The organism is Ruminococcus sp. (assembly GCF_024684275.1).
On the sequence record NZ_JAIKXF010000022.1, the window covers coordinates 1 to 12,575 of the forward strand.

Here is a 12,575-nt window from a genome sequence, read left to right on the forward strand (position 1 = left end):
TCCCGGAATAACACTTTTATCTTGACAATCAAATAATCATGTGCTAATATGCAGATAAGACCGAATGCTTTCACAATCGGTCTCATCATATACTCTTTTATTGCACTATTTTTCGTTTACACAGAATTTGGGATTGACTCAGATAGATCAGGTAGTTGAGTTCTGATATGACAAAAAAGACAGATACTTCTCTTGTGAAGTATCTGTCTTTCGTTTTCATAGCTCGCTGTTTTGGTCTTAATATAGTAGTTTGGATTATACTGCTATATTAGCGCCGCACTTTTGACCGCCTTTTTATTTATCAGTGGAAGCTGTGACTTTGCTTGAGCACCATATCCTTTACTTTCATGAGTGAGGTCGTGGTGCTTCTTTCGTTTTCCGAAAGCTTCATTGTAATAAATTTTATTGTTTCCTCATAATCAGGGATCATTATATGCTCAAGTGCATTTACACGGCGGCGTGTTTTTTCAATCTCGTCTGCCATGAGCTGACAAGCCTTTTCGACTTCGGCGAGCCTTATCATCTTAGGAAAAACGCTGCTGAGTGCGCTTACTGCACCGTCAAGGTCTATAGATGTAAACGCCATACCATATGAGTAAATATCATTTGTATCGCCTGAGCGATACTTTGGCTTGAACTCGGGAATATAAACACTCATTACATTTTTTTCGGAAACTTCAAGCTCTACCTCCTGTTTAGGAAGCATAAGTGCTGTCTCAAGAACCTCTCTCTGCATTACAGAACCTGCAACTGCCATATATTGGTTTGCCACTGATATAGCAGCTTCAACTTCACTTCTGAGCTGACGGTTCTCCTTTATTAGTATCATAAACTGACGCATAAGCTCGTCACGCTTATCCTTCAGAAGCTTGTGACCTCTGCGTGCAGAAGTAAGCTTTTTTTTCAGCTTGCTAAGCTCCATTCTGGTGGGATTAACATTAAGTCTTGCCAATCAGCTCACCTCATTTCTGAGTATCATAATACTTGACCAGATATTCCTCTCTGATTCGGCGCAGCTCACTCCTTGGAAGCATTCTGAGCAGCTCCCAGCCAATGGACAATGTATCCTCGATACTTCTGTTATTCTCAAAGCCCTGTGATACATATCTCTTTTCAAATTCATCTGCGAATTTAGCGTAGATAAGATCTGTAGGAGTAAGAGCCGCCTCACCCAGAACTACCATAAGCTCCTTTGCGTCCTTGCCTCGTGCATATGCAGAGAAAAGCTGATTCATCGTATCTGAATGATCAGCACGTGTCTTGCCCTCGCCTATACCCTTATCTTTAAGACGGGAAAGTGACGGAAGAACATCTACAGGCGGATTAATGCCTTTTCTGTAGAGCTCACGTGAAAGTATTATTTGTCCCTCGGTGATATATCCTGTAAGGTCGGGAATAGGGTGAGTTTTGTCGTCCTCTGGCATAGTAAGGATCGGTATCATGGTGATACTTCCCTCTTTACCCTCCTGACGGCCCGCGCGTTCATAAATAGTGGCAAGGTCGGTATACATATAACCAGGATAGCCGCGACGTCCGGGGACTTCCTTACGCGCAGCAGATACCTCACGGAGAGCGTCGGCATAATTAGTTATATCAGTAAGAATAACAAGTACGTGCATACCCTTTTCAAAAGCAAGGTACTCAGCAGCTGTAAGAGCCATTTTCGGAGTTGCAAGACGTTCGATAGCCGAGTCATTAGCAAGGTTTATGAAAAGTACAGTCCTGTCAAGAGCACCGGTACTGCGGAAGCTCTGTACGAAATACTCAGACTCTTCAAAGGTGATACCCATAGCTGCGAAGACAACAGCGAACTGCTCGTCTTTGCCGCGGACCTTAGCCTGTCTTGCTATCTGAGCAGCAAGCTGAGCATGAGGCAGTCCGCTGGCTGAGAATATAGGAAGTTTCTGACCTCTTACAAGAGTATTTAGTCCGTCTATAGCTGATACGCCAGTCTGTATAAACTCCTGAGGATACTTTCTTGCAACAGGATTCATAGGAAGTCCGTTTACGTCAAGACGCATTTCCGGAATAAGCTCAGGACCATCGTCGATAGGTCTGCCAAGACCGTCAAAAACTCGTCCGAGCATATCCTCGGATACTCCAAGCTCCATCTGATGACCTGAAAATACTACACTACTGTCTTGTAAATTGATACCGGCAGCATTCTCAAAAAGCTGAACAAGAGCGTTACTGCCGTCTATTTCAAGTACACGGCAGCGTCTTTTCTCGCCGTTTTTAAGTCTTATTTCAGCAAGCTCGCCGTAGGTTACATTCTCAACATCCTTAACAAGCAGCAAAGGACCTGCCGCTTCCTCTATTGTTCTGTATTCTCTTGGCATTAGTCTTCCTCCTTGTCAAGCAGCCCATTGAGCTCTGAATAAATCTCTACACTGAGCTTGTCAAATTCTGCATCTGTTTTATCCTCTTCGATATACTTGAAACGTCCAATCTTTTCTCTTACTTCAAGATTGGCAACTGCTTCAACATCAGCGCCCTTTGCAAGAACATCCGCTGCCTCATCATTAAAGTTAAGGATAAGCTTCATCATATAAAGCTGCTTTTTAAGGCTGGTGTAGGTATCTACCTCATGGAAAGCCAACTGATGCAGGAAATCCTCACGGATAGAACGGGCAGTCTCCATTTTCAGTCGGTCATTAGGCGATAGAGCGTCCATACCAATAAGCTTAACTATCTCTTTAAGTTCTGCCTCGTCGTGAAGTATCTCCATAAATCTTGCACGGGACTTCATCCAGTCCTTTGATACGTTATTATTGTACCAGTCTGCAAGTGAATCAGCATACAGTGAATAACTTGTGAGCCAGTTGATCGCAGGGAAATGTCTCTGGTATGCAAGATTTGAATCAAGTCCCCAGAATACCTTTACGATACGGAGAGTAGCCTGTGATACAGGCTCTGAGATGTCACCGCCTGGAGGAGATACTGCGCCGATTACCGACAGCGCACCTTCCCTTCCCTCTGTACCGTTAGAAATAACGCGTCCGGCACGCTCATAGAACTGTGCAAGACGGCTTCCGAGGTAAGCAGGATAGCCTTCATCACCTGGCATTTCCTCGAGACGCCCAGACATTTCACGAAGCGCCTCTGCCCAACGCGAGGTGGAATCCGCCATTAGAGCTACAGAATAGCCCATATCACGGTAATACTCTGCTATAGTGATGCCTGTATAAACAGAAGCCTCACGGGCTGCAACCGGCATATCAGAGGTATTAGCGATAAGAACTGTACGCTCCATAAGTGACTTTCCTGTATTTGGATCAATAAGCTCAGGAAATTCATTGAGAACATCTGTCATCTCATTTCCACGCTCTCCACAGCCGATATACACGATGATATCAGCCTCAGCCCATTTTGCAAGCTGATGCTGAGTAACTGTCTTTCCACTTCCGAAAGGCCCGGGGATAGCAGCTACACCACCCTTAGCGATTGGGAAAAGACAGTCAACTACACGCTGTCCCGTAACAAGAGGCATATTTGGAGAGAGCTTTTTCTTGTATGGTCTGCCCTGACGAACAGGCCATTTCTGTATAAGCGAGAGCTCCTTATCCCCTTTAGCAGTCTCAATAATGCAGACTGTATCATCAGCGTGGAATTCTCCCTCGGATATTTTCTTTACAGTACCCTCTACTCCGTTAGGGACCATGATCTTATGAAGAACGATATCTGTTTCAGGAACTGTTCCGATAATATCCCCGCCAACGACCTTGTCGCCGACTTTTACTGAGGGCTCAAACTTCCATACAGTTTCTCGTTTAAGTGAAGGAACTTCAACACCTCTTGCAAGATTGTTTCCGCAGACCTTTCTTATAGCGTCAAGCGGACGCTGTATACCGTCAAAAATACTTCCAATAAGACCGGGCCCCAGCTCAACGCTCATAGGCTCTCCTGTAGACTCAACAGCTTCACCTGTGCCAAGTCCTGATGTTTCCTCATAAACCTGTATTGATGCGCGGTCACCGTGCATTTCGATAATCTCACCGATAAGACGTTTCTCGCTAACGCGGACAACGTCAAACATATTGGCATCTCTCATGCCCTCGGCAACTACAAGCGGTCCTGATATTTTAACTACTGTACCTTTGCTGTTCATTTCTGCTTATCCGCCTCTTTCCTAATTTAATATATCAGAGCCAACAGCCTTTTCTACTGCTTCGTGCAACGCTCTTATCCCCTCGCCTGTATTACCTTCTATGGCAGGTATAAGAACTATGGATGGCAGCTTGCTGCTCCGATATTTATTTATTGTATCTTTCACAAGTGCAGCCGCAGGCTCGGTTATATATATAACTGCGAAGTCATTGGCTGCAAGTCTTGATATAAGCTTAGTTATCTTTTCAGGCTCAGTCTCACGGAATACAGAAAGCCCAAGAGCCGCAAATCCTGATACGCTTGCACTATCACCAATAACAGCTGCTTTATACATATAGCTTTCTCATCCTTTCCGTGATAGTTTCCTTATCTGCACCGAATTCCTTGCACACTGAAAGTATGCGCAGATTTTTTATCTCAGCTTCCTTAGCGATAAAATATGCTGCAAGAGGTTCCGGACCGAATGCCTGCATTCGGGCAGTTTCGGCAAGCTCCATAATCACATCATCGCACCACTTTTCATATTGTGCTGCTGACTCCTTCAGAAGTGCTGCCGCTTCACTGTAAGCTGTCCCCTCAAGGTAGCTGAAAAGAGATTCTGTGCCGCCCAGAGCAGCTCGTATAAGCTGCTCTTTATCGAGCTCGATACTTCCGCATACAGCACTTTCCATAAACTGAGCGCTCTTGCTGAGCTTACTGCACCTGTAGGCAGTCTTAATATCTGCACATACAGTAAGAAGCTCAGCATATCGCTGCATAAAGCTGCTGCCGTATTCCTGTGCGCTATTCTGCATTGCTTTTAGTGCTGCCGTATCTATGAGCGAATCCGAAAGCTGTCCGTCGAGAGTCTGTGTTATGAGCTCATATGCCTCGGCTGCCGTATTTCTCATATAATCAGGCAGTTCGTCATACTCCTTTGAATTAATAGCATCAACCAGAACTGAAAGCTCAATATTAGTCGGCTCGATGTAATATTGCTTGGGCTCTCTGTTAGAGATTATTGCCTTCAATACAGCTTTAAGATTGTAGAAATCATTTCTGTAAAGCAGTATATGCAATTCCATGCAGTCAGGAGCATACTCCATAAGCATTGCCCAAACATCTGAAAGGCTTTCACTGCTGCCTGAACCACTTCTTGATGAGATTATTGATGATACCTCAGCATTGCTTCTGGAATTTATAAGCTGATCAATATCTGTTCTTGTAAGCAGTGAATTCTCCATTGCTCTGACAGCACCAACCGCGTTTGCGTATTTTGTATCATTCATGATCTCACCTACCGAAAAGTACTCTTGCAGCCGTATCTCTTATCTCGTCCTTTTCGGATTCGATGATAGCACGAAAGCTGCAATTTTCCGAAATAAGACCATAGCTGAGGACAAAGCCGTCCTCAATATCGGCGGGGGCTTTTGAAAGACTGATGCTTCCGCCTTTTTTCTTCACGCACTCATTAAGCTTGCTTTCAAAATCAGAAGGAACTCTTGCAAGGTCTTTTCTGCAAAATGACAATACACCATTTTCAGGCTGACTGTGACGCTCTGCGAGCTTGATCATAAGGTCAAAATACTCACTGTCAGGCAATGCTTTCAGCTTTGCGACAGTCTTTTCAACAGCTTCATCTATAAGCTCTACCTTACAGGCGAGAACTCTGCGCTTCATATCAGCATCTACTGAATTACAGGCATTTTCGTAGTCCTTTTCAGCCTGTTCCTTTGATCGGTGCATAAAATCTTCGTAAGCTGTCTGAGCTTTTTTGTCGCCTTCAGCCTTTATAGCTTCCGCCTTGCTTTTTGCAGCTTTAAGGATCATTTCTTCTCCTTGTCTCTGCTGAGTTTCAATGAGGTTAAGAATTTCGTCAAGTCCTGACATATCCCCACCTCCATTATACTGCAATATTCAATATCATAAGAACTGATATAAGAAGCGCAAGGATAGCGTATGTTTCAACCATAGCAGCCATAATGATAGCCTTACCATTGTGGTCAGGCTTCTTAGCTGTAATGCTTACACCTGCGGCTGCTGTTCTTCCCTGCATGATGCCAGAGATAAGACCAACTACTGCAATAGGGAGTGAAGCAGCAAGAAAGCCCAATCCCTGCTGAACAGTCAGCTCTGCTGCACTGCCGCCGAGAACTCCTGTACGAAGGAGTATGAACATAGCTGCAATAAGTCCGTAAAGTCCCTGTGTACCTGGCAGAAGCTCAAGCACCAGGACCTTGCTGAACTTTGAAGGATCAACTGAAACTACTCCCGATGCTGCCTCACCTACAAGGCTTACGCCCTTTGCAGAACCGATACCTGCTAAAAGTGCTGCAAGAGCAGCTCCTATAATTGCTAATACTAAACCGTTAGTCATTTGAATTTTCCTCCTTGAATTTTATATACTTGGTATTTACAGTAAGCGGTGCGAATTCTCTTCCGCCTCCTGTATAGAATTTACTGAAAAGCTCAACAAACTGCAGTCTGTCTGTATGAACATACGCACCAAGCAGATTTATAGCAAGATTTGCGATATGTCCTACAACAAAAACTATGATCAGAAGAATGAGCTTGAATATTTTGTTTTCAGGCATAGTGCCTATAAGATTGATTACGCTGGCAATACTTCCTGTTGCAAGTCCAAGAGCAAGAAGTCTTGAATAAGACAGAATATCTCCAAAGTACCCTGTGGCAGTATTGTAAAGTGCATACAGACCGCCAAAGAACTTGCCAAATACCGACTTTGAAGTCCTTCCGGCCGTCAGAACAAGAATTATAACACCTGCAATAAGCATATATATACCTGTTTTACTGAGTATCTCAGGGACAGAAATAAACATTCCTGCACCAAGAGGGGCAACTCCGAGAACGATCAGATATATCGGCAATGCATCGAATACAGCGTCAAGTTTTTTTCCGCTGTCCCATGTCATCTTGAACGCCACGGCAACACCGAGGAACAAATGTAGTATTCCAAGCCCGAATGACACAAGCAGCAGCTTTACAGGATCAGTCAGCGGCTCGAACCAGAGTGCAAGACTTCCTATCTCCTTATCGAAGAAGTTTCTCGCGACTACCTGTGCTATATCACCGAACCAGCTGCCGAAAAGCGCGCCCCAGAATACTGTAGAAATGCCACAATTCCGGAACATTGTCAGCGTTTTCTTCATGCTTGTTTCAAGCTTGAATTTTTTCAATGCTATTGTTGTTCCGATTATCATAAGAATACCATAGCCTGCGTCTGATAGCATCATGCCGAAGAAAAGGTAATAGAAAAACGACATTACAGGTGTCGGATCAACGTCTCCCTTGCCCGGCATAGCATACATCTTCGTTATTCCCTCTACAGGTGCTGAGAATTTGCTGTTTTCAAGCAAAACAGGGACATCTTCGTCATCTGTAGGATCAGTAAAAGTAATAGCTGCCGTATATTTAGCTTCGATCTCCTTTTTCAGAGAATCTGCATATTTTTCGGGGATATAACCAGTAAGTACAAACGTACTCTCTGTGAAACCAAGTCCGCTGAGTGCGTCGTATTTTTCCTTACGCATTTGCAGGTAATCAATGACGAATCTAAGTTGTTTACGGTTCTCTGCAAGCTTTTCTATTGAAGACTTAGCTTCTTTTATCACTTTTTCAAGCTTTTGCTTTTCTTCTTTATAAGAAGAAACAAGCTCATCAGGAGTCTTACCGTCAGGGTCTGAAACCGCTGCAAAGGCAAGCTTTCGCAGCTTATTACCTGCTTCCTCAAACGACTCCTTACTGCAAAGAATAAACAGGTTAGTCTGTTCCTTTGAACCGCTGACGACCTCAACGCTGCAATTGTCAGGAAGCTGATCCTCCAGCTCATCAGCTGTTACTTGATACGGCAATGTACCGATATAAGCAGCTGTAGTTGCAGTTCCTTTAAAGTTCAGCGGAATGTCAAGAGGCATCCACCTTTCAAGCATATCACATTTTATATCAAGCTGTGAGATATTAGAGGCTGCTTCAGTGATATTCCGTTGATTTTTGATAATTTCATTGGCAGCAGACATCACCTTTTCCATTTGCATGGCTTCTTTACCGAATTCATGCTTTTCAACCTCGGTTTTTCCGCTGAACATATCAGCTATTCCTACCTTTTCAGGTGAATAGCTGTCGATTATTTCCAGCGCCTGAACTGCTGTATTTCGGAACTTATCAAACTCGCCTACAACAGCAGTCACATTGGTGTTTTCAAGCTCTTCATCGTCATTTTTCGCTATCTCAACAACACCTCTACGCTGTAACAGCTCTATGATCTTCTTACTATCCGTGAGCATAGCAATAAGCTCGATTTTTTTCATTTTGAGCTTCGCCATATTTTACATCACTCTCCTTTTCAAGAGCAAAATCAAAAGAATCTGCTGATTATCTCATCAACAGCTGACGACATATTTTTTTCAGCCTTTTGCCTTATACTGTTTATGTTTTTTTCGCACTCGCTTTCAGCCTGTTTTTCGTAGTCATTTAGACTTTTATCATAATCAGCTTTCAGCCTTGCAATTTCCGAATGTGCTTCACTTAGTCTTTTCTGAATAGCGAGCGAAGAACTTCCCGAAGCAGCTTCTATAATTTCGTCTCGCTTTTTACGCACCTCTGCATTTTTCTTGTCTGAAAGTGCCTCAGCTTCGAGAATTTTTCTAACAGCTTCAGATGCCATTGTCATACCTCCTTCAAAAATGACCGTTGGTCATTTGATATTATGATTATATCACCTAATCTTGATACAGTCAATAGATAAATTATGAATAAATTTGCAAATAAACGCAAAGGGAGCTTATCCTACAGACAGCTCCCTTAGATGTTTTTCACGGTACAGTTAATATTATACACCAACTCTATAAAAAAGTCAATGCAATTTCATAATATTTATATATATTTTTATACACCAAAAATTTCATATTCGCCTGCTTTAAGTGTAATTGACCGATAATCCCCCTTTTCCAGAGTATTATCGACATTATCAATATATGCCTTCAAGATAGCACGGCTCATATTTGTTATATCAGGCCTTTCAACAGCCTCCTGCGGCGTAAGAAGCAATACCTCGCTGTTCTCATAGCCGTCGGAACGCGGTTCACCTGAAATATATTTCAGTTTGAATACGATTATCCACTGCTCAGTACGGAACTGAACAGCAAATACCGATTCAGCCTCGGCGTCAACTCCGGTTTCTTCAAAAAATTCACGTTTGACAGCATCTGAGGGCAGCTCGCCCTCTTTGACATAGCCGCCGGGTATAAGGATTCGTTCCTTTGCAGGACCATATGTATGCCTTACAAAGAGTATCCTCCCGTTAATATTAAGTATACCGCATACTGCGTAAAATCGATTACTCATCTTCTTTTTTCACAACGCTGATCCCAAGGACCTCAAGACTCTCATCGTCTACCACAGACGGGCACTCGGACATAAGCTCACTTGCGTTCTGAACCTTCGGGAACGCAGTGACATCACGCAGACTATCAGCCTTGCACATTATCATAGCAAGACGATCAAGTCCGATACCCATGCCGCCGTGAGGAGGTGCGCCATAGCGGTAAGCGTCAACAAGGAACCCAAACTTAGCCTGTATCTCCTCGTCTGTCATGCCAAGAGCCTCGAACATTTTCTGCTGAAGCTCAAAGTCAGTAATACGCATAGAGCCGCTTGAAAGTTCAGTACCGTTGAGAACGAGATCCCAAGCCTTAGCACGTACGTTTGCAGGATCAGTGTCGAGATATTCCAGACATTCCTCCATAGGCATAGTGAATGGATGATGTGCCGCAACCCATGTATTGTTCTCATCATCATGCTCAAAGAACGGCATTTCTGTTATCCAGAGAAAATTATACTGATCCTCGGGAATCACTTCCATTCTCTTGCCGCAGATAAGTCTTATAGCGCCGAGAGTTGCAAGAACAGTCTTTGTCTTGTCAGCACAGATAAGCACAAGATCGCCCTCATGTGCGTCTACTGCACCACATATCTTTTCAAGGTCACCGTCAGCAAGGAACTTCTTAAATGAGCAGTTAGGCTCGTCAGCCCAGCGAATATAGGCAAGTCCCTTAGCACCGATTCCCTTAGCGTGTTCAACAAGCTTGTCTATTTCCTTGCGTGTATATGCAGCAGCGCCGTTCTTTACATTGATAGCACGGACTGAACCGCCTTCTTCAATAGCATTCTTGAATACAACAAAGTCTATATCCTTGACTGTATCGGTAATATCCTGTATTTCAAAACCAAAGCGTGTATCCGGCTTATCAGAACCATAACGGTTCATTGCATCAGCAAAGGTAAGTCTCGGCAGCGGAGTTGGTACATCTACTCCGATAACCTCCTTGAATACGCGCTGAATGAAGCCCTCAACGCACTCCTGTATATCTTCAGCGTCAACGAAAGACATTTCAAGGTCTATCTGAGTAAACTCAGGCTGTCTGTCTGCTCTGAGGTCTTCATCACGGAAGCAGCGCGCAAGCTGAATATATCTGTCATATCCGGATACCATAAGAAGCTGCTTATATATCTGAGGTGACTGCGGCAGAGCATAGAACTTGCCCTGATGTACTCTTGAAGGTATAAGATAATCTCTTGCACCCTCCGGAGTAGATTTCATCATCATCGGAGTCTCTATTTCAAGGAAACCATTCTCATAGAAGTACTCTCTTGTTACCTTAGCGATCTCATGACGCATAATGATATTCTTCTGAAGCGGTGCGCGTCTGAGGTCAAGATAACGATACTTTAAACGGAGCTCATCATTTACCTTAGTCTCGTTCACGATTTCGAAAGGAGGTGTCTGAGCCTTTGCAAGTATTCTCAGGTCTGTTACAAAAATCTCAACATTACCTGTTTTGAGCTTGTCGTTCTTGCTCTCACGCTCACGTACCTCGCCTTTAGCCATAAGTACATACTCGCTCCTGCATGAAGCTGCCTTATCAAAAAGCTCGCGGTCTGACGAATCGTTGAAAAGAAGCTGAACAACACCTGTTCTGTCTCTTAATACGATGAATATCACTCCGCCCTTATTTCTTATTCTGTCAACAAATCCGCCTACAACGACTTCTCTGCCTGCTTCAGTAACTTCTCCGCAGTAATGAGTACGCTTGAGGCCTTTCATACTGTCTGCCATTTTACTTATCCTCCCCTGTAAATGCGAACATCGGACTGCCCTCTTCGTCCATTACGTCGAGGACCTTATTAAAGTATTCATTTTCAAAATTTGACGTAAATTTATCGTTAAGAAGAATCTCTGTCTCCTTGCCGCTTTCCATTTCTTTAAGCTTTGCCTTGCCCTCTGTGAGCTCATTATCACCGAGAACAACGGTATAAACGGCACCGATCTTGTTTGCATATTTCATCTGAGCCTTTATGCCTCTGCCCATGAGGTCATACTCTGCACAGTAGCCATATTCACGAAGCCCCTTTGTGAGCTCCATAGCCTTTTCAAGAGCAGCATCGCCCATTGTTGCAAAATAAATATCGCACTTCTTTGGTGTTAGGTAATCACAGCCCTGCTTATCCATAGTAATGAGAAGTCTCTCGATACCTGTTGCAAAACCAAGAGCAGGAATATGCTGTCCGCCAAGCTCCTCAATAAGTCCGTCATATCGACCGCCGGCGCAAATAGTTCCCTGAGCACCGATCTCAGTTGTAATGAACTCAAAAACAGTCTTTGTATAATAATCAAGACCTCTTACGATCTTTGGATCAACTATATATTCTATGCCTAACCTTGAAAGGTATCTTTTAAAGCTTTCAAAATGCTCCTTACACTCATCACAGAGGTAATCAAGAATAAGCGGAGCGTCCTTGCCAATCTCCTTACAGATAGGACTTTTACAGTCAAGCAGCCTCATGGGGTTCTTGACAAGTCTTTCCTTGCAGGTATCGCAAAGCTCTTCCTTATGAGGCTCGAAATAGGCTCTCAGCGCCTTATGATACTCGGCGCGGCAAGTCGGACAGCCGATAGAGTTTACGTGAAGCTCAATATTCTTTAGTCCAAGACGATCAAGGAGAGTCTTTGCAAGAGAAATTATCTCAGCATCAGCAGAAGGCGCTGCACTTCCTGCCATTTCAAGTCCGAACTGATGAAACTCACGGAGTCTGCCTGCCTGAGGTCTTTCATGACGGAAGCATGAAAGCATATAATATACCTTCTGGGGCAAAGCCTCATTAAGAAGTCCATTCTGGAGCATTGCACGGATAGTACCTGCTGTACCCTCAGGACGGAGTGTAAATTCCGTTTCCTTAGCCTTTACGGTATACATCTCTTTCTGAACAACGTCTGTGGTTTCACCTACAGAACGCAAAAAAAGGTCTGTATTCTCAAAAGTAGGTATCCTTATTTCCGAAAAACCAAAGCTCTCTGCGGTATCTCTTGCGATCTTCTCGATAGTATGCCATTTATAGACATCCTTTGGAAGAACATCTTCGGTGCCGTTGGGGCGTTTGATATTAATTGCCATAGATTTCAAGCCTTTCCT

At 43.8% G+C, this 12,575-nt stretch carries 12 protein-coding genes; all 12 read right to left on the bottom strand.

The genetic code is table 11. The features are described from left to right. Nucleotides 1–301: 301 nt before the first annotated feature. A complete protein-coding gene (locus K5677_RS02500; protein WP_296724276.1) occupies nucleotides 302–952 on the bottom strand; it encodes a V-type ATP synthase subunit D in 651 nt (216 codons plus the stop codon). 10 nt (nucleotides 953–962) lie between these two features. Further along, nucleotides 963–2,339, bottom strand: a complete 1,377-nt coding sequence (locus K5677_RS02505; protein ID WP_296724278.1) for a V-type ATP synthase subunit B — start codon at nucleotides 2,337–2,339, stop codon at nucleotides 963–965. Beyond that, complete coding sequence (locus K5677_RS02510; protein ID WP_296724279.1) at nucleotides 2,339–4,108, bottom strand: V-type ATP synthase subunit A; 1,770 nt, start codon at nucleotides 4,106–4,108, stop codon at nucleotides 2,339–2,341. The genes K5677_RS02505 and K5677_RS02510 overlap by 1 nt, the downstream gene beginning before the upstream one ends. A gap of 21 nt (nucleotides 4,109–4,129) precedes the next feature. Beyond that, a complete protein-coding gene (locus tag K5677_RS02515; protein WP_296724281.1) occupies nucleotides 4,130–4,441 on the bottom strand; it encodes a V-type ATP synthase subunit F in 312 nt (103 codons plus the stop codon). Beyond that, the gene (locus K5677_RS02520) at nucleotides 4,434–5,375 is read right to left on the bottom strand and encodes a V-type ATPase subunit (RefSeq protein ID WP_296724282.1); all 942 of its coding nucleotides are present in this window, start codon (nucleotides 5,373–5,375) and stop codon (nucleotides 4,434–4,436) included. The genes K5677_RS02515 and K5677_RS02520 overlap by 8 nt, the downstream gene beginning before the upstream one ends. Nucleotides 5,376–5,379: 4 nt before the next feature. Continuing rightward, nucleotides 5,380–5,976, bottom strand: coding sequence for a V-type ATP synthase subunit E family protein (locus K5677_RS02525; protein WP_296724284.1), 597 nt, complete (start codon nucleotides 5,974–5,976; stop codon nucleotides 5,380–5,382). Nucleotides 5,977–5,989: 13 nt separating this feature from the next. Then, nucleotides 5,990–6,463: a V-type ATP synthase subunit K gene (locus tag K5677_RS02530; RefSeq protein WP_024859712.1), complete on the bottom strand. Its 474-nt coding sequence runs from the start codon at nucleotides 6,461–6,463 to the stop codon at nucleotides 5,990–5,992. Next, nucleotides 6,456–8,429 carry a V-type ATP synthase subunit I gene (locus K5677_RS02535; protein ID WP_296724287.1) on the bottom strand — a complete coding sequence of 658 codons (1,974 nt, stop codon included), beginning with the start codon at nucleotides 8,427–8,429 and terminating at the stop codon, nucleotides 6,456–6,458. The genes K5677_RS02530 and K5677_RS02535 overlap by 8 nt, the downstream gene beginning before the upstream one ends. Before the next feature lie 32 nt (nucleotides 8,430–8,461). Further along, nucleotides 8,462–8,770, bottom strand: a complete 309-nt coding sequence (locus K5677_RS02540) for a hypothetical protein (protein ID WP_296724290.1) — start codon at nucleotides 8,768–8,770, stop codon at nucleotides 8,462–8,464. A 221-nt stretch (nucleotides 8,771–8,991) separates the two neighbouring features. Next, nucleotides 8,992–9,450, bottom strand: coding sequence for an NUDIX hydrolase (locus tag K5677_RS02545; protein WP_296724292.1), 459 nt, complete (start codon nucleotides 9,448–9,450; stop codon nucleotides 8,992–8,994). Continuing rightward, on the bottom strand, nucleotides 9,443–11,221 hold the full coding sequence (aspS, locus tag K5677_RS02550) for an aspartate--tRNA ligase (protein WP_296724295.1): 1,779 nt from the start codon (nucleotides 11,219–11,221) through the stop codon (nucleotides 9,443–9,445). Before aspS ends, K5677_RS02545 begins: the two co-directional genes overlap by 8 nt. 1 nt (nucleotide 11,222) lies before the next feature. After that, a complete protein-coding gene (hisS, locus tag K5677_RS02555; RefSeq protein ID WP_296724299.1) occupies nucleotides 11,223–12,557 on the bottom strand; it encodes a histidine--tRNA ligase in 1,335 nt (444 codons plus the stop codon). Nucleotides 12,558–12,575 lie beyond the last annotated feature (18 nt).

What these genes read in the sequence shown, in the direction of transcription:
- K5677_RS02525 (WP_296724284.1), bottom strand. Translation starts at nt 5,976, where the DNA reads ATGTCAGGACTTGACGAAATTCTTAACCTCATTGAAACTCAGCAGAGA.
- K5677_RS02510 (WP_296724279.1), bottom strand. Translation starts at nt 4,108, where the DNA reads ATGAACAGCAAAGGTACAGTAGTTAAAATATCAGGACCGCTTGTAGTT.
- K5677_RS02520 (WP_296724282.1), bottom strand. Translation starts at nt 5,375, where the DNA reads ATGAATGATACAAAATACGCAAACGCGGTTGGTGCTGTCAGAGCAATG.
- K5677_RS02545 (WP_296724292.1), bottom strand. Translation starts at nt 9,450, where the DNA reads ATGAGTAATCGATTTTACGCAGTATGCGGTATACTTAATATTAACGGG.
- K5677_RS02515 (WP_296724281.1), bottom strand. Translation starts at nt 4,441, where the DNA reads ATGTATAAAGCAGCTGTTATTGGTGATAGTGCAAGCGTATCAGGATTT.
- K5677_RS02505 (WP_296724278.1), bottom strand. Translation starts at nt 2,339, where the DNA reads ATGCCAAGAGAATACAGAACAATAGAGGAAGCGGCAGGTCCTTTGCTG.
- K5677_RS02535 (WP_296724287.1), bottom strand. Translation starts at nt 8,429, where the DNA reads ATGGCGAAGCTCAAAATGAAAAAAATCGAGCTTATTGCTATGCTCACG.
- hisS (WP_296724299.1), bottom strand. Translation starts at nt 12,557, where the DNA reads ATGGCAATTAATATCAAACGCCCCAACGGCACCGAAGATGTTCTTCCA.
- aspS (WP_296724295.1), bottom strand. Translation starts at nt 11,221, where the DNA reads ATGGCAGACAGTATGAAAGGCCTCAAGCGTACTCATTACTGCGGAGAA.
- K5677_RS02540 (WP_296724290.1), bottom strand. Translation starts at nt 8,770, where the DNA reads ATGGCATCTGAAGCTGTTAGAAAAATTCTCGAAGCTGAGGCACTTTCA.
- K5677_RS02530 (WP_024859712.1), bottom strand. Translation starts at nt 6,463, where the DNA reads ATGACTAACGGTTTAGTATTAGCAATTATAGGAGCTGCTCTTGCAGCA.